This window comes from Streptomyces sp. NPDC104381, from assembly GCF_055583745.1.
Genome location: NZ_JBVJNK010000001.1, coordinates 1,019,347 through 1,035,855, shown reverse-complemented (window position 1 = coordinate 1,035,855; position 16,509 = coordinate 1,019,347). Strand labels below are relative to the sequence as shown.

The 16,509-nt window shown below is 71.0% G+C and carries 15 protein-coding genes; 7 read left to right on the top strand and 8 right to left on the bottom strand.

The window, feature by feature from the left end; genetic code table 11:
• Positions 1-44: 44 nt before the first annotated feature.
• From ACZ607_RS04635 to ACZ607_RS04625, 3 genes are all read right to left on the bottom strand, one after another.
• Entirely contained in the window at positions 45-1,937 is a 1,893-nt protein-coding gene (locus ACZ607_RS04635; RefSeq protein WP_469731630.1) for a CotH kinase family protein, read from the bottom strand.
• Positions 1,937-2,614 (bottom strand): DUF4956 domain-containing protein, encoded by a 678-nt coding sequence (locus ACZ607_RS04630; protein ID WP_099176060.1) that lies wholly within the window; start codon positions 2,612-2,614, stop codon positions 1,937-1,939. Before ACZ607_RS04630 ends, ACZ607_RS04635 begins: the two co-directional genes overlap by 1 nt.
• Positions 2,615-2,693: 79 nt before the next feature.
• A complete protein-coding gene (locus ACZ607_RS04625) occupies positions 2,694-2,861 on the bottom strand; it encodes an Arc family DNA-binding protein (RefSeq protein ID WP_469731628.1) in 168 nt (55 codons plus the stop codon).
• 14 nt (positions 2,862-2,875) lie between these two features.
• Here ACZ607_RS04625 and ACZ607_RS04620 point away from each other — a divergent pair, with 14 nt between their 5' ends.
• Positions 2,876-4,099, top strand: coding sequence for an RNA-guided endonuclease InsQ/TnpB family protein (locus tag ACZ607_RS04620; RefSeq protein ID WP_469731626.1), 1,224 nt, complete (start codon positions 2,876-2,878; stop codon positions 4,097-4,099).
• A 30-nt stretch (positions 4,100-4,129) separates the two neighbouring features.
• Here the strand turns inward: ACZ607_RS04620 and ACZ607_RS04615 are convergent, their stop codons facing one another.
• The 3 genes from ACZ607_RS04615 to ACZ607_RS04605 all read right to left on the bottom strand — a co-directional run bounded on the left by ACZ607_RS04615 (position 4,130) and on the right by ACZ607_RS04605 (position 7,388).
• Positions 4,130-5,029 carry a VTC domain-containing protein gene (locus ACZ607_RS04615; protein ID WP_469731865.1) on the bottom strand — a complete coding sequence of 300 codons (900 nt, stop codon included), beginning with the start codon at positions 5,027-5,029 and terminating at the stop codon, positions 4,130-4,132.
• A 227-nt stretch (positions 5,030-5,256) separates the two neighbouring features.
• Positions 5,257-5,871 (bottom strand): DUF1349 domain-containing protein, encoded by a 615-nt coding sequence (locus ACZ607_RS04610; RefSeq protein WP_469731624.1) that lies wholly within the window; start codon positions 5,869-5,871, stop codon positions 5,257-5,259.
• A complete protein-coding gene (locus ACZ607_RS04605; protein ID WP_469731622.1) occupies positions 5,868-7,388 on the bottom strand; it encodes an aldehyde dehydrogenase (NADP(+)) in 1,521 nt (506 codons plus the stop codon). The genes ACZ607_RS04610 and ACZ607_RS04605 overlap by 4 nt, the downstream gene beginning before the upstream one ends.
• 156 nt (positions 7,389-7,544) lie before the next feature.
• Here ACZ607_RS04605 and ACZ607_RS04600 point away from each other — a divergent pair, with 156 nt between their 5' ends.
• A complete protein-coding gene (locus tag ACZ607_RS04600; RefSeq protein ID WP_033305764.1) occupies positions 7,545-8,315 on the top strand; it encodes an IclR family transcriptional regulator in 771 nt (256 codons plus the stop codon).
• A 96-nt stretch (positions 8,316-8,411) separates the two neighbouring features.
• The gene (locus tag ACZ607_RS04595) at positions 8,412-9,863 is read left to right on the top strand and encodes a peptidoglycan D,D-transpeptidase FtsI family protein (RefSeq protein ID WP_469731863.1); all 1,452 of its coding nucleotides are present in this window, start codon (positions 8,412-8,414) and stop codon (positions 9,861-9,863) included.
• Positions 9,864-9,931: 68 nt separating this feature from the next.
• On the opposite strand, the gene ACZ607_RS04590 is transcribed toward ACZ607_RS04595, so the two are convergent.
• On the bottom strand, positions 9,932-11,440 hold the full coding sequence (locus ACZ607_RS04590) for an NCS2 family permease (protein WP_469731620.1): 1,509 nt from the start codon (positions 11,438-11,440) through the stop codon (positions 9,932-9,934).
• 362 nt (positions 11,441-11,802) lie between these two features.
• Between ACZ607_RS04590 and ACZ607_RS04585 the strand changes: the two genes are divergently transcribed.
• The 4 genes from ACZ607_RS04585 to ACZ607_RS04570 all read left to right on the top strand — a co-directional run bounded on the left by ACZ607_RS04585 (position 11,803) and on the right by ACZ607_RS04570 (position 15,367).
• Positions 11,803-12,375: a SigE family RNA polymerase sigma factor gene (locus ACZ607_RS04585; RefSeq protein WP_469731618.1), complete on the top strand. Its 573-nt coding sequence runs from the start codon at positions 11,803-11,805 to the stop codon at positions 12,373-12,375.
• Positions 12,375-13,082, top strand: a complete 708-nt coding sequence (locus tag ACZ607_RS04580; protein ID WP_469731616.1) for a hypothetical protein — start codon at positions 12,375-12,377, stop codon at positions 13,080-13,082. Before ACZ607_RS04585 ends, ACZ607_RS04580 begins: the two co-directional genes overlap by 1 nt.
• Before the next feature lie 124 nt (positions 13,083-13,206).
• A complete protein-coding gene (locus tag ACZ607_RS04575; protein WP_469731614.1) occupies positions 13,207-14,040 on the top strand; it encodes a pectate lyase in 834 nt (277 codons plus the stop codon).
• A 364-nt stretch (positions 14,041-14,404) separates the two neighbouring features.
• Complete coding sequence (locus ACZ607_RS04570) at positions 14,405-15,367, top strand: hypothetical protein (protein ID WP_469731612.1); 963 nt, start codon at positions 14,405-14,407, stop codon at positions 15,365-15,367.
• A gap of 96 nt (positions 15,368-15,463) precedes the next feature.
• Here the strand turns inward: ACZ607_RS04570 and ACZ607_RS04565 are convergent, their stop codons facing one another.
• Positions 15,464-16,393: a D-alanyl-D-alanine carboxypeptidase family protein gene (locus ACZ607_RS04565; protein WP_469731610.1), complete on the bottom strand. Its 930-nt coding sequence runs from the start codon at positions 16,391-16,393 to the stop codon at positions 15,464-15,466.
• Positions 16,394-16,509: the final 116 nt, after the last annotated feature.

Sequence of the window (16,509 nt, the reverse complement as noted above, 5' to 3'; positions counted from 1 at the left end):
CCCCGGGCCGGATCCGGGGGGATCCGTGCCCGGGGCGCCGGTGGTCAGCTGCCGGTGACCTCCTTGTTCTTCGCGAGTGCCTCGGTGCGGGAGGTGACGGTCGTGCGCAGCGTGTCCACGGCCTTCTTCAGATCGGCCGCGTCGACACCGGCCTTCTCGGCCTGGGCGGAGATGCCGTCCAGTGCCTCGGCCGCCTTACCCGATCCGAAGTACGTCTCGTACAGCTCGCTGTACGCCTTCTTGTAGACGCCGTCGAACGCGTCCAGCTCCAGGAAGCGCTCCTTGAGCGCGTGGCCCCCCATGGAGCCACCAGGGCCACCCGCGCCGCCGGGGCCGCCGCCTTCTCCGCCGCCGGGCATCCCGCCTTCCGGCAGTTCCATGCCTTCGGGCAGCTCCATGCCTTCCGGCAGTTCGGGCATGCCCTGGGGTGCCCCGCCCTGCCGGCCTTCCGTTGCCTGGCCGCCGGTGTCCTGGCCGGTCTCCTCGCCGCCCGCGCCGCCGGGGCGGCCGCCGCCCATGCTCATCTCGTCGTCGGGTCCCGCCTCGGCGTCCCCGCTGAAGGTGAGGTTGTAGTCCCATCCGAGGACGGAGAACTTCTTGGTGTCCAGGTCGTACCGGAGCAGGTAGTTCTTGCCGGGCCCCGCCATGTCGTCGAAGTTCATCAGCAGGTTCTGCGTGGCGACGTACTTGGCGAACGACTCGACGTCGACGTGCTTGTCGAGGTCTGCGGCGAACTCCTCGTCCGACGCCTCGTCCACCCACTTGATGAACTTCATGACGGGTTCGAGGTCCTGGCTCCCGACCTTGTTCAGCTGTCGGAACGACGTCTCGTAGTCGGAGGGGTCATCGCCCTGGTAGGCGAAACTTCCGCCCGCCCGCGCCTTGTACAGCACTCCGTCGCCGTCGATGGCCTCGGCGTACTCGGTGTCGGGGTTCTCCACCATGAGCCTGGTGACCTCGGGACCGTTGTTGACGGACACCGTGGTGAAGCCGTACCGCTCGGCCGTCTCGCCGCTCTCGTCCGTCAGTGACAGCGCCAGGGCCTCGTTCAACGGCACCTGCTCGTCGGCTCCGGGGCGCAGCGAGATCTCCCGCTCGCCCTGGTAGGCGCGACCCTCGACGTACTCGTCGATCTCGATGAGCAGGGGGAGCTCCTCCGGCTTGTCGGCGGAGAGGTCGTACTGGGTCATCCCGCCCCCCATACCGCCCCTGCCGGCCCCCGCGTCGGCACCGCCGGCCGCGGCCCCGCCGGTGGCGTCCGTGCCACCGGCGGCGTTCCCGCCGGTGGCACCCGCACCCCCGGTGGCGTCCGCGCCCCCGGTGGCGTTGCCTCCGGTGGCACCCGCACCCCCGGTGGCGTTCCCGCCGGTGGTGCCCGTGCCGCCGGCGGCCGTGCCGCCCGGGGCCCCGGCGCCAGGACCGCCGCCGTTCGCGGCCTGGCCGCGGTCCTGGCCCCCGCCGCCCTGTTGCTGCTGCGGGGCGCCCTGCCCGGCTCCGCCGGGCATCCGGCCGCCACCGGCACCGCCCTTGTCGCCGCGCAGGGACTGCAGCGTGGAGTTGCCCTTCAGGCGGATCCCCACGTCCTGGAGGAAGACCCCGTCGATGGTGAGGTCCGCCTTGATGGAGTCCTTGGTGCCGTCGTCCTCGAACTCCTTGATCATCTTCTTGAAGTCGGTCTGCTTGTACTGCAGCTGGATCGCGTGCGTGACCGTGGTGTCGTAGAGGCCGACCGTGCCCTTGACGTTCTCGGTGATCGTGTCGGCCTCGACGCGGGACGAGGAGGTGACGTACGGCGAGATACGGGCGTCCCCGAAGGCGTACACCATGACGGCCAGGCCCACGCACAGTGCCCCGGCCGGCTTCCAGTGGTGCCGCAGCCGCACCGGGAGGCGGTCCTTCAGCCGCCGCCGGCGGACCGGCGTCGTACCGCCGCTCATCACAGGTCGGTCGTGTCGTAACCGGTCAGCACCGTCACCCGCTGCCCGGAGGTGCGTTCCTGGAGGGCCGTGACGAGGTCGCCGGGCTCCGTGCCCTTCTTCATCCGCACGGTGTAGAACACCTCGTTGAGGGCTCCGCCGCGGATCGTCTCCGTGCTGACCAGCTCGAACTCGCTGGTGTACTTGATCAGGACGTCACGGATGGCGGGCGTGTAGTCCTCGCCGGCGGGGACCTGGACCTTGACGACCTGGCGCTGGACGTTCAGGGCGAACCAGTTGAACTTGAACATCACGAGGATCACGACGCAGATCACGACGGCGCCGACGGCGGCCAGCGTGTAGAAGCGGGCGCCGCAGGCCATGCCGATGGCCATCGCCAGGAAGATGAAGCCGACGTCCCTCGTCTCCTTCACGGCGTTCCTGAAGCGGACGACGGACAACGCGCCGACCAGGGAGAACGCCCGTGCCAGGTTCGAGCCGACCACCAGCATGATCAGGGCGACGATCATGCCGACGATGACCAGCGTCTGGACGTAGGACTGGCTGTACGAGACGTTGCGGTGCGTGTACCGGTAGGTGTAACCGATCACCGTGCTCAGGATGAACGACAGCGCCATGGCGGCGACCACGTCGGCGACGCTGAACGTCCCGCTGAGTTCCTGCAGATCGAAGTTCACTGTGTTCCTTCGAGGATGCCCCCAGGCCCTCGGGCCGGGGAGGGATCGAAGCTCCCGCGTAGCGGGGCATGGGATGGGCCTATCGCCGTCCGGGCGATTGGTCGTCTTCACCCGCCGGGCCGAAGGCGGCCTCAAGCAGGTGGACGATTTCGGAGTCGAGGGATCGCCGGTCGGCGCGCGCTTCCTCAACAAGTCGTGCATGCAGGATCGTTGGCAGGCGGATAAAGATCCGCTTCTCGTTTTCCATGCCAAAATGACGCCATGACGACACCACAAGGGCGCTCGGAGGATGCCGGGCATGCCCGGTACACCTACCGCGTGCGCGTGTCGTCGACCGCCCGCACCGGCCTTGAGGCCGAGTGGGCGCGCTGCCGGTGGGTGTGGAACGAGTGCGTGGCCATGTCCCGCAAGGTCCACGCCGCGAACCGGGATGTTGCCGGGAGGGCGACGTGCGGTCCGGCGCAGCTCGACAAGATGCTGACGGAGGACCGGACCACCATGGGATGGCTGCGTGAGGGCTCGTCGGTGCCCCAGCAGCAGACCGTCCGCGACTTCGGGAAGTGCCGCGCCAAGGCCCTCAAGGACATCAAGGCGAGGCTGCCGGTGCGGCAGCGCGCGGGGATGCCCCGCGTCAAGCGCAAGCGCGAGGCGCTCCTGACGCTGAACTACACCACCCGGGGCTTCCGCCTGAAGGATGGGCGTCTGCACCTGGCGGGCGGCATCGTCCTGACGGTTGTCTGGTCCCGCGACCTCCCGGCCGCACCGTCCAGTGTGCGGGTGTACCAGGACAGCCTGGGGCACTGGTACGCGTCGTTCGTCGTCGCGACCGAGGTCCAGCCGCTCCCCGAGACCGGCGCCGTGCTCGGCGTGGACTGGGGCGTCAAGGAGACCGCCACCACCACGTCCGACGCGCACGACCTCCCTCACGCCGAGCACGGCAGGAAGGCCGCCCAGCGCCTCGCCCACCATCAGCGGATGATGGCTCGCCGGAAACCCGCCAAAGGCAAGGCAGCATCGAGGAGTTACCAAGAAGCCCGGCACCAGGCCGCGAAGCTCTACAAGAAGGTGGCGCGGCAGCGGCAGGACACGGCCCGCAAGTGGGCCAAGCGCGCTGTCCGCGACCATGACGTGATCGCCGTGGAGGACTTCCGTCCGAGGTTCCTCGCCAAGACCACCATGGCACGCAAGGCCGCCGACGCGGCGATCGGCGCCACCAAGACGGCTCTGATCGAGATGGGCCGCAAGCACGGGCGGGACATCCGCCTTGTGCACCCCGCGCACACCACCATGGACTGCGCATCGTGCGGAGCGAGAACCAAGCACGCACTGCCTCTTTCGGAACGTACCTACACATGCACCGCCTGCGGGGTCTCGTCCCCCAGGGACAAGAACTCCGCACGCGTGATGCTCGTTCGGGCTGGTCTCAACCCGACTGGTGCTGAGGGCGTAAGACCTCCGGGAGCGATGCCCCCGGAGGCAGCCTGAGCCAGGAATCCCCCTCCTCCGGGGGAGGAGTCAATGTGCTCCTGCTTTCGCGTACGGCGCCGCCGGCTGCCCCAGCGGCAGTCGGGTGTGGGGGGTGGGAGGCGGACAGTCCGCCTCGTCGAGGTGGAAGACCGACCTGGGTGCCAGGCCGAACGCTTCGATGGACTGCACGTACTTGCTGACCCGCACCAGGTTCAGGTTCCGGCGCGCGGCCAGGTCCGTGATCCAGTGCGGGGTGCGCTCGTTGACCTTGATCTCCATCACCGTCATGTGCGGCGGAATGGTGAACCGGTTCTCCGGGGTGGCGGTCCCGAAGTGGAAGTCGCGGTCACGGCCCCGGATCCGGCGGTCGAAGGTGACCCGCAGTCCCGTGTCGGACGCGCGGCCGACCAGGGCCTCGCGCTGGTACCCGGTGATCGCCGTCGGCCGGAGGTTCAGCCGGATGACGAGGTCGAGCACCTCCTGGATGAAGGGGCTCTCCTTCGGCGAGTGCTCCACCATCTCCCGCGCGTCGCACAGCCTTCGGGCGGTGGCGTACGGGAGGGTGATGCGCCGCTTCTGCGTCACCCGGTTCACCCGCTGCTTGATCTCCACGCACACCGGGGACCCGTCGGTGACACCGTCGAGATCGCCGTAGTGCCGGATCCGCAGCTTGCGCCGGAACTTGAGCCCTTCGATCTTCTCCCAGTAGAACCGCAGCTCGGGGCTGTCGTAGTACAGGCTCCAGACCCCGTAACCGCCCACCGGGCTGTTCAGGTCGCGGTCCATCCGCTCGCCGAGCTCCTCCCGGATCTCGACGGCCTGCTCGACGGGGACGAGGTACTTCAGCTCGAACCGGTTGAACGCGTGCAGTCTGCTCGCCACGTGCAGCGGCTGGTCACCCTCGTGGGCCGGGGCGTCGCCGTCCCGGGACCCACGGGGTGCGGCCATGTCGGGTCGCGACACCATGCGCCTCCTTGCGTCTACGTGCCGGACCGGGCCGGCACGGACACGCAATCAAGGCCGCATGAGGAAGCCGTGAGAAACACGGGTTGATTGCAGGAGGATCCAGGGTGACGTACAGGTGAACATCAGGCGGCACGCGGCAGACCGGGGCCGCATGGACGAAGGGCCCGGAATCCTCTCGGATCCGGGCCCTTCGCGGGGGTACGGGGTGGTCAGCTGCCGTCGCGAAGATCGCCGGGGGCGGTGGGCCGGAAGGCGATCCGGTCGAACGTCACCGCGCAGCCGTCACCGGTGGGCGACTGGGCGAGGAAGCCGATACGGGCGGCGGCCCGCTGCTCCTCCGTGCCGAGGGTGAACAGCCGGACGAAGGTCCACCGCTCCCCGTCCGGCGAGGCGTGGAAGGCGAAGGAGCTGCCGATACGGCTCAGCCGCAGCCAGCTGCTGTCGCCCTCCACCACGGCGGAGTTCACGTCGTCGGAGTGGCCCCGGGTGACCACGGTGCAGATCGTGGGGCGTTCGGGCGAGAGCTCCAGGCAGAGCTTGGCCCACTCCCGCTCCCCCACGTGGAGGTAGAGCACCCCCGCGTCGAAGGCGGCGGCGAAGCCGACGCTCACCCGGGCGATCAGCTGGAAGTCGCCCTCCGGGGCGGGGCCCAGCAGCCGGGGCGCGTCGGACGCGGGCTCCAGGCCGTCGCCGCCGGGCGGGACGAAGCGGTCCTGCTTCGCCCCCGCCGATCCGGTCAGGACGCCTTCCTCGTACGCCCATCCGCCCTCGGGACCCACCGGCTCCAGGGCGAAGGGCAGCTCCGGGAGCTGTACGGCCGTCATGCGCGGCGCCCGTCGACCCGGCGCGGAAGGTTCTGCGGGTTGTCCTCGCGGAGCTCCGGCGGCAGCAGCGCCTCGGGCGTCGACTGGTAGCTGACCGGGCGCAGCCAGCGCTCGATCGCGGTGGCGCCGACGGAGGTGGAGGTGGAGGTGGTGGCCGGGTAGGGGCCGCCGTGGTGCTGGGCGGGGGCGACGGCGACACCGGTCGGCCAGCCGTTGACCAGGACGCGTCCGGCGACCGGGGTGAGCTGGGCCAGCAGTCCGGCGGCGCTGCCGTCGGCCTCCTCCGTGGCGATCTGGAGGGTGGCGGTGAGGTTCCCGGGCAGGCGGGAGAGCACGGCGGTGATCTCGTCCGCGGAGTCGTAGCGCGCGACGACGGTGACGGGGCCGAAGCACTCCTCCAGGAGCGCGTCGTGCGGGCCCTCCTGGGCCAGCCGTCGCGCCGGCACGGTGAGGAAGCCCGCGGAGACGGTGTGCTCGCCGCCGGCGCCCGGGGTGACGGGGGCCTCGACGTCCGGGAGCGCGGCCCGCTCGGCCACCCCCTGGACGAAGGCGTCGCGCATCCGGTGGTCGAGCATGACCCCGGAGCCCGTGCCGCTCACCGTCTCGGTCAGCGACTTCAGCAGCTGGTCGCCCGCCTCGCCGGACGGGGCGAACACGAAGCCGGGCTTGGTGCAGAACTGTCCCGCGCCCATGGTCATCGAGCCACCGAGCCCGGCGCCGATCTGCTCGGCGCGCTCGGCGGCGGCGGCCTCGGTGACGACGACGGGGTTGAGCGAGCCGAGCTCACCGTGGAAGGGGATCGGCGCGGGCCGGGCGGCCGCCGCGTCGAACAGGGCACGGCCGCCGCGGATCGAGCCGGTGAAGCCGGCGGCTGAGACGAGCGGGTGCTTCACCAGCTCGACACCCGCCTCGAAGCCGTGGAGCACCGTCAGGACGTCCTCGGGCAGGCCGTGCTGCGCCGCGGCCCTGCGCAGGAGCGAGGCGCAGAGCTCCGAGGTCGCGGGGTGGTCCGGGTGCGCCTTGACGACGACCGGGCAGCCCGCGGCGAGGGCGCTCGCGGTGTCGCCGCCGGGGACGGAGAAGGCGAGCGGGAAGTTGCTGGCCGCGTAGACGGCGACGACCCCGAGCGGGATCTTGTAGCGGCGCAGGTCCGGCCAGGGCGGGGTGCGGCTGCCGTCCTCGTGGTCGATGTGGATGTCGAGGAAGGCGCCCTCGTCGACGACCTCCGCGAAGGCCCGCAACTGGGCGGCCGTGCGGGCGAGTTCGCCGGTCAGCCGGGCGGGGCCGAGCGCGGTCTCCGCGTCGGCCGCCTCGATGACGTGTTCCTGGGCCTCGGCGAGGAGGTCGGCCGCGGTGCGGAGGAAGGCGGCGCGCACGGTGCGGTCGGCCAGCGCTCCACGGGCGGCGTGCGCCGCCCGGACCGCGGCGTCGACCTCCTCCGCTGTAGCCTCCACCGCAACCTGCTCACGCGGGTTCCCCGTCCGGGGGTCGACGCTCCAGACTGGTGCTGCTGCCACCGTGTTTCCTTCCGGTCCACTGCCACACAGGAGAAGTTGTTCGGTATTCTGAACAGCGTTCCTGATCGTGAATACACGGGAACTCTATTTCCGGGCGTTCGGTGTTGGCAAGAAAAGTCGCAGGGTCGTACAAGAAGGCTGGAAGGGGCATCAGGCATGTCGGTAGGCGAGTCGGGTGGGGCGCAGGTCAAGTCCGCGGTACGGACGGTGGAACTCCTCGAGTACTTCGCGGGGCGCCCCGGCATGCACTCGCTGGCCGCCGTGCAGGAGGCCGTCGGCTACCCCAAGTCCAGCCTCTACATGCTGCTGCGCACGCTGGTGGAGCTCGGCTGGGTGGAGACCGACGCCACGGGCACCCGGTACGGGATCGGCGTGCGCGCCCTGCTCGTCGGCACCTCGTACATCGACGGCGACGAGGTCGTCGCGGCCGCCCGCCCCACCCTGGACCGCCTCTCCGACGACACCACGGAGACCATCCACCTGGCCCGGCTCGACGGGACGAACGTGGTGTACCTCGCCACCCGCCAGTCCCAGCACTACCTGCGCCCCTTCACCCGGGTCGGCCGCCGGCTGCCCGCGCACTCCACCTCCCTCGGCAAGGCGCTGCTGGCGACCCACAGCGACGAGCAGGTCCGCAAGATGCTGCCCGAGACGCTGCCGGCGCTGACGGAGCACACCCTCACCGACCGCGAGAAGCTGATCGAGGAGCTCCACCTCATCCGCGAGCAGGGTTACGCGGTGGACCGCGAGGAGAACACCCTGGGGCTGCGCTGCTTCGGCGTGGCGATCCCGTACCGCACCCCGGCGCGCGACGCGATCAGCTGCTCGGTGCCCGTCGCCCGGCTCACCCCGGCGCACGAGCAGATGGTCAAGGACGCCCTGTTCGACGCCCGCGACCGGCTCACCCTGGCGACCCGCAGGCTCTGAGCCCCGGGCGCCGTCCCGGACGGCGCAGGTGAGAAACCGGTGAGAAGGAACACGAACGGGAACGACTCCGGCGCCCCCGTTCGTCCCTCCAGCGGGATGAACAAGACGATCAGGCGCGCTTCGGTCTTCTGTCTGCTCATGGTGCTCGCCCTGCTGGTGCGGGCGACATGGGTGCAGGCGTACGAGGCCCGGGCGCTCGCAGACGACGACCACAACCGGCGGAACACGATCGCGCAGTACGCGCAGCCGCTCGGCGACATCATCGTGGCCGGCTCCCCGGTCACCGGTTCGAAGGAGACGGACGGCGACGACCTCCGCTACAAACGCACCTACACCCAGGGCGAGCTGTACGCGGCGGTCACCGGCTACAGCTCTCAGGCGTACGGAGCCACCCAGCTGGAGGGCATCTACAGCGATGTCCTCGACGGCACCGACGACCGGCTCAAGAGCCCCGGCGACCTGATCACCGGCAAGCAGACGGCCCCGGGCGACGTGCTGACGACCATCGACCCGGACGTGCAGAAGGCGGCCTACGAGGCGCTGGGGGACGACCGGGGCGCGGCGGTCGCCATGGACCCGGAGACGGGACGGATCCTGGGGATGGTCTCCTCCCCCTCGTACGATCCCTCGGACATCAGCGGGACGGGGGACGGCGACGCCTGGCAGAAGCTGCTCGACGACAAGACCAAGCCGCTGGTCAACCGGGCCCTGCGGCAGCCGCTCCCGCCCGGTTCGACGTTCAAGCTGGTGGTGGCGTCGGCGGCGCTGGAGAACGGCCTGTACGACTCGGTCGACGAGCCCACGGACAGCCCCGACCCGTACACCCTGCCGAACACGAGCACCCCCCTGTCGAACGAGAACCCCTCGGCGCCCTGCGAGGACGCCACGCTGCGCACCGCCCTCCAGTACTCCTGCAACAACGTCTTCGCGAAGGTCGCGGCCGATCTCGGCCAGGACAAGCTGAAGGCGATGGCGGACGCCTTCGGCTTCGACACCGAGGAGCTCGACGTGCCGGTGCGGGCGTCGCAGAGCGTCTATCCCACGGGCATGGACAAGGCGCAGACGGCGCTGACCGGCATCGGCCAGTTCGAGGTGACGGCGACCCCGATGCAGATGGCCATGGTCTCGGCGGCCCTCTCCAACGGCGGTGAGCTGGCCTCGCCGCACATGGTCGCGAAGGTGACGGACGCCGACGGCTCCACGCTCCAGGAGTACCCGGACGGCGACACCGAGCGGGTCGTGAAGGAGTCGACGGCCGAGCAGCTGCGCAGTGCGATGGTCACCGTCGTGGAGAAGGGCACCGGCAGCAACGCGAAGATCGACGGCGCCGAGGTGGGCGGCAAGACGGGCACCGCGCAGAACGGCGTGGACAACAGCAACACCCCGTACGCCTGGTTCACCTCGTACGCGAAGGACTCCTCCAGCGGCAAGCAGGTCGCGGTCGCGGTGGTCGTCGAGGACTCCGGTGCGGCGCGCTCCGAGGTCAGCGGCAACGGCTTGGCCGCGCCGATCGCGCAGAAGATGATGAAGGCCGCCCTGAAGGGATGAGCCCCGGTGCCGCCACCGCCGCGCCGGGCGGTGGCAGCCGGCCGGGCGGTGGCGGCGGGGCGGATCGCCTACTTCACGCCGAGCAGCTGCTCGATCGGGTCGATGGCGAAGTACACCGCGAACAGGGCGGCGGTGGCCCACAGCAGCCAGCTGATCTCCCGCGCCTTGCCGAGGACGGTACGGATGACGACGTAGGCGATGAAGCCGGCGCCGATGCCGTTGGTGATCGAGTAGGTGAACGGCATCACGGCGATCGTGAGGAACGCCGGGATGGCGATGTCGTACCTCTCCCAGTCGATGTGCCGCACCTGCGCCATCAGCATGAAGCCGACCGCCACCAGGGCCGGCGCCGCGGCCTGGGAGGGGACGATCGTGGCGAGCGGGGTGAGGAACAGCGCCACGGCGAAGAGGGCGCCGGTGACGAGTGAGGCGAAGCCCGTACGGGCGCCCTCGCCGACGCCCGCCGTGGACTCCACGTAGGACGTGGCGGAGGACGCGGAGGCCGCGCCGCCCGCGACGGCCGCCGCGCCGTCGATGAGCAGGACCCGGCCGAGTCCCGGCACCTTGCCGTGCTCGTCGAGGAGTCCGGCCTCCGTGGAGACGCCGACGACGGTGCCCATGGTGTCGAAGAAGTCGCTCAGCAGCAGGGTGAAGACCAGCAGCACGATGGTGACCACACCGACCTGCTGGAACGCCCCGAAGAGGCTGAAGGAGCCGAGCAGCCCGAAGTCCGGTGCCGCCACCAGGTCGTCGGGGACCGCGGGCACGGTCAGGCCCCAGGCGGCGGGAGCGATGTCGGCGATCTCGTTGATGATCACCGCCACCACGGTCGTCACGACGATGCTGATGAGGATGGCGCCCTTCGCCTTCCGGGCGAGCAGCGCGACGGTGAGCAGCACGCCGAGGCAGAAGACCAGGACCGGCCAGCCGGAGAGGTGTCCGGTGGCGCCGAGCTGGACGGGGACGGAGCCGGTGTCGCCGGGGATGCGGGAGACGAAGCCGGCGTCCACGAAGCCGATGAACGCGATGAAGAGCCCGATGCCCACGCTGATGGCCTGCTTGAGGGCCGCGGGGATCGCGTGCATGATCGCCTCGCGGAGCCCGGTGACCACCAGGACGCAGATCAGCAGGCCCTCGATGACGATGAGGCCCATCGCGTCGGGCCAGCTCATCAGCGGCGCGAGCTGGAAGGCCGCGACGGCGTTGAGGCCGAGCCCCGCGGCGAGGGCGAGCGGCAGATTGCCGCCGAGCCCCATCACGATGGTCATCACGGCGGCCACCAGGGCGGTGGCGGTGACGAGTTGGGGCCCGGAGAGGTGGTTGCCGAACTTGTCCTCGGCCGAGCCGAGGATGATCGGGTTGAGCACCAGGATGTAGGCCATCGTGAAGAAGGTGGCGAACCCGCCGCGTATCTCACGTCCGAAGTCGGAGCCGCGGGCGCTGATGGAGAAGTAGCGGTCGACCGCGCCCCCGCGCCCGGCCGCCGGGGCAGCGGCCTCCGGGGACACCGTGGGCGCGGGGACCGTGGCGTCCTCGGTCCCGCGCACGGGCGCGGTGGGATCAGGCCTGTCCGGCATGGCACTCCTCCTCGTTGTTACGGAACACGCGATGGTCAGCCGAATTGTTCACGGCTCGGGGGGACTTCAGGTTTTCTCCGCGTTACGTCCTGCGGCACGTGGACGCGCGTGGAGAACGTACACAGGGACATGCGCCGCGTCACTCCCCGGCGGGTGCCGGCGGAGAAGAAGAGGACGGGGGGCTTCAGGTTTTCGCCGTGTTACGCCTTACTGGGAGGCACACACGCGTCGAAGCGCTTCCGGAACGGGCATGGGTACGCTCTCGCCCCGCGAACGGAGTGCGAACCGGAGTGCGAACCGGCATTGGGAACGTACACAGTCGTCGGAGCGTCGCAGGGATCCCGTGCAGAGGAGAGGTACCCGTGGGCACAGTCGTGGATGATGCTGCTGCCGCCGAGTTCCATGCGTTCTTCGAGGCGCACTACGCCGAACTCGCCCGGCTCGCCCATCTGCTGACGGGTGAGGCCGACGCGGCGGACGACCTGGCCGCCGACGCGCTCATGGCGCTCTGGCACCGCTGGGACCGGGTCCGGGGGGCGGACCACCCGGCGGCGTACGCGAGGGGCGTCGTCGCCAATCTGGCCCGTACGCGGATCCGCAGCGCGGTGCGTGAGCGGCGGAGGATCGCCCTGTTCTGGGCTCCGCGCGGGGCCGGGGACGGCTACGCGGCGGACGGGCCCGACGTGTCGGCCGTGGTGGACGTCCAAGGGGCCCTGCGCAGGCTGCCGTTCCGTAAGCGTGCGTGCGTGGTGCTGAGGCACGCCTTCGACCTGTCGGAACGCGACACCGCTCTGGTGCTCGGCGTCTCGGTGGGTACGGTGAAGAGCCAGACCTCGCGCGGTGTGGCGGAACTCCAGCGGCTGCTCGGACCCGGGACCACGGCGGCACAGGTACAGGTGGCGGCCGCCGGGCAGCGCACCGGAGGAAGGTACTGATGGACGAGGAGCTGCGGGAGCGGCTGTGCACCGCCGCCGCTTCGCACCGCCCCGACCGGGCAAGGATGCTGGCCCGGATCGAGCGCGGCATGGCGCAGGAGCCGCCGTCCCGTCCCGCGCGCGCCCCGCGTACGCCGATGCCGTGGCTGCGGGTCGCCGGCGCGACGGTGGCGGTGTGCGGGGTGCTGACGGCCGGAGCGTTCGCCGTCACCTCGGCGGGCCCGGAGGGACCGGCGGACGGAGGGCAGGTGGCCGCCGGGCCCGCTTCGCCCGCCCCCGCGACGTCCCCGGCCCGGGGCGCCGCACTGCCCGCGGGGAACGGCCCGCTGTGGTCGGACGGTTCGCTCGACCCGAACAGCAACAGGTACTGGGCGCAGAGCGAGGTGACGGTGAAGACGGACCGGCCGCTGTCCACGCTCACGGTCGAGCTGCGGATCGCGCTGAACGGCGGGGTGAACACCACCGGTTCCTGGCGCTCGCTCCCGGAGGAGGACTTCGTGGTCTCGGCGCGCGAGGAGCAGGGCTTCCTCGTCTACCTCTGGACCCTGAAGCCGGGGCGGAGCGTGCCCGTCGGGACGCACAGCTTCGCGGGGCAGTACAACCACGCGGAGGGCACCCGCGACACCGGGCGGGACGACTACACGGCGCGGGCGCGGGCGGCGGACGTCACGGTCTCGGTGGGCGGCGACTTCACGGACACGCACTGATCCACGCGTCCGGATCCGGACCGGTGGGAAATCGGGCGGGAGACCCGGCAACCCTTTCGGGGGCGGCGGCGACCCATGAGCGCGACACACTCCCCCACCCCCTAAGGAAACGGGACCGACGAAGATGAGTGAACGAGCGCACACCCACCGGCGCAGGAGCGGCAAGCGCCGTATGGCCGCCGCGCTGACCGCGGCCCTCGGCCTCACCGGCGCCGCGCTGGCCACCAACACGATGCTGCAGCCCGCCGGCGCGGCGACGGCGGCGGTACCGGCCTGGCCGAGTGCCACCGGCAGCCAGGCCGTCTCGAAGACCATCGAGGTCTCGGGGACGTACGACGGCTCGCTGAAGCGCTTCTACGGGAGCGGCGACCTCGGCGGGGACGGCCAGGACGAGGGCCAGGACCCGATCTTCAAGCTGGCCGACGGAGCGACGCTCAAGAACGTCATCCTGGGCTCGCCCGCCGCCGACGGCGTCCACTGCTCCGGCAGCTGCACCATCCAGAACGTCTGGTGGGAGGACGTCGGCGAGGACGCCGCGTCCTTCAAGGGCACGTCGACCGGCTCCGTCTACACGGTGTCCGGCGGCGGCGCCCGGAAGGCCTCCGACAAGGTCTTCCAGTTCAACGGCGCGGGCAAGCTGGTCGTCACGAAGTTCCAGGTATCCGACTTCGGCAAGCTCGTCCGCTCGTGCGGCAACTGCTCCAAGCAGTACAAGCGCGAGATCACCGTGAACGACGTCGACATCACGGCGCCCGGCAAGGCCCTGGTGGGCATCAACACCAACTACGGGGACACCGCCGCACTGCGTTCGGTGCGGATCCACGGGGACAGCAGCAAGAAGATCAAGCCGTGCGTCCGCTACACGGGCAACAACACCGGCGCCGAGCCGAAGGAGACCGGCAGCGGCCCGGACGGTACGTACTGCCAGTACTCCGCGTCGGACCTCAGCTACGACTAGGGCCTCTCGTTTGGATCATGCCGGGCTCGCGGGGCCTGGCACGCACTCCCCCAAGCTCTCGACTTCGCTCGAGCAGGGGGGACCCCCAGCGGCGTTGTCGTCAGTCGGCAACGCTCCGCGTTGACTCCCTCCTCCGCCTTGCAGCTGCACGCACCAGACCCCGCTCCCTGATCCGGCCTGATCCAAACGAAAGACCCGAGGGTCCCGCCCGAAGCTGTCCGTCCCCGCCCGTCGCACCGGGCCCGCGGGGGCGGACAGCGCTGTCCTGCGGGGCGCCGCACCGGCGATTGCGTCACGGTTTGGCCCGGCCGACACTGGGACGTGAGGATTCCGCTCGGGGAACCTACGAGGATGGGCGCGCGTCATGGCCAGCTCCGACAGCACCGGCCGCGAGGACCGGGATCCGGAGACCGGGATCGCTGTCCCGGAGGGCGAGGGCGGTCCCGACGCGGGGCCGTCGGATGTCTTCCTGGACGTTCCGGCCCTGCATGTGGACAAGCTGGACCTGGAGGTCGACGACCTGGAGGCCCATGTCTCGCTGCAGGCTGAGGTGCTGGACCTCCTCAAGCTGAACGTCGGGGCCGACGTGCGCCTCGGGCGGGTCGAGCTGGACATCGAGGGTGTGGACGTCCAGGCACAGCTCAAGGTGCGGCTCCACCACATCGCCGCCATCGTCACCCGGCTGCTGGCCACGGTGGACCACAACCCCCAGATCCTCGAACAGCTGACCCGCGGGGTGGGTGCGGCGGCCGAGGAGGTCGGGGCCGGCACCGGCCGGGCGGCGGGAGAGCTGGGCCGGGGCGCCGGCGCGGCGGTGAGCGACGTCGGCCGGGGTGCGGGGACCGCGGTCGAGTCCGTCGGCGAGAGCACGGGCACGGCGGTCGAGGGCGTCGGCGAGAGGGCGGGCGCGGCGGTCGAGGGCGTCGGCGAGAGGGCGGGCTCGGCGGTCGAGGACGTGGGCGGCAGCGCCGCGGACGCGGCCGGCGGGGCCGGGGACGTCATCAAGGGTGAGCTCGACGGCGAGCAGGGGCAGGACGAGCAGGCGGAGGCGGCGGACGAGGACGAGCGGGCGGAGGAGGAATCCCATCGCCCGGCCGCCCGCCGCCGGCGCCGGGCTCCGGAGCACGCGGCCCCCGCGAAGAAGGCGAGCCGCAGCAGAAAGCCGGAGGCCGGGACCGCGGCCACGGAGAAGCGGAAGGCCGGAAGGACGACGGCCGGGAAGACGACGGCCGGGAAGAGCACGGCCAGGAAGGCCACGGCGAAGAAGCCGTCCGCCGTGAAGAAGGTCGCGAAGAAGGCGGCGGACCGCCCCCGGCACCGGACCTGACGGGCCGGTCTCCCGGTCTCCCGGCCCGGAGCGCACGCGTCGGGGGCGCGGACACCGTGGTGTCCGCGCCCCCGCGTCATGCCTGTGCCGGCCGGATCAGTCGCGCTGCGCGCCCTTGGGCAGCGTACGGAGCTCCATGGTCCCGGCGGTGCTCGAACCGAACCCGTGGTCCAGGATCTTCGCCGCGTCGCCGTACCGGTCCGTGCTGTTCAGGACGGTGCCGACGAGGGTCCTGTCGCCACGGGTGGCGGAGAACACCAGGCAGTCGCCGGCCGGGGTGGTCGTACCGGTCTTGATACCGGTGACGCCCTCGTACGACCCGAGCAGCTGGTTCGTGTTGGTCCAGGTGTACGTGCGGACGCGGCCGTTGGCGGCGGGCGCGTCGCCCTTGTACTCCTTGGCCTTGACTACCGTGCGGAAGGTCTCGTTCTCCATGGCGTGGCGGGCCAGTACCGCCAGCTCGCCCGGGGTGCTGACGTCGGACCCCGCACCGTCGAAGGAGTCGAACTCGGTGTTGACGAGCCCGAGTTCGTCGGCCTCCGCGTTCATCTTCGCGATGAAGGAGGCGGTCCGCTCGGCGCTGGTCGCGCCGGTGCCGAAGGTGTCGGCGAGGGCGAACGCGGCGTCGGCCCCGGAGGGGAGCAGGGACGCGTAGAGCAGCTGACGGACGGTGAGCTTGTCGCCGGTCTGGAGGTCCGCGGTGCTGGAGCCGTGCTCGGTGACGTAGTCGCGGTACTCCTGCTGGACGGGCACCTGGCGGTCCAGGTCGACGCCCGTGGTGTCGAGGACCACGGAGGCGGCCATGATCTTCGCGGTGCTGGCGATGGGGCGGGCGGTGTCCGCCTCCTTGCCGTAGAGGGTCTCGCCGCTGTCGCCGTCCACGAGCACGGCGCCCAGGGCGGCGACGCTCGGTTCGGGCGGGGTGGGTACCGCCGCGGCCTGGGCGACCAGTGGGGAGAGTGCGAGCAGCGTGCCACCGGCGAGGGCGGCCGCTGCTGTGCGCTTGGTCAGAAATGTGGCAGTCAAGGAGAAACGCTCCGTATCTGCGGTTCTTTGTCGTGCAGTTGTCGTTCTGCGGGGGCTGTGGGGTAGGTAAACGTGCCCCCTACATAGAACGCCATGGAGCGGTGGCCCGGTTGCAG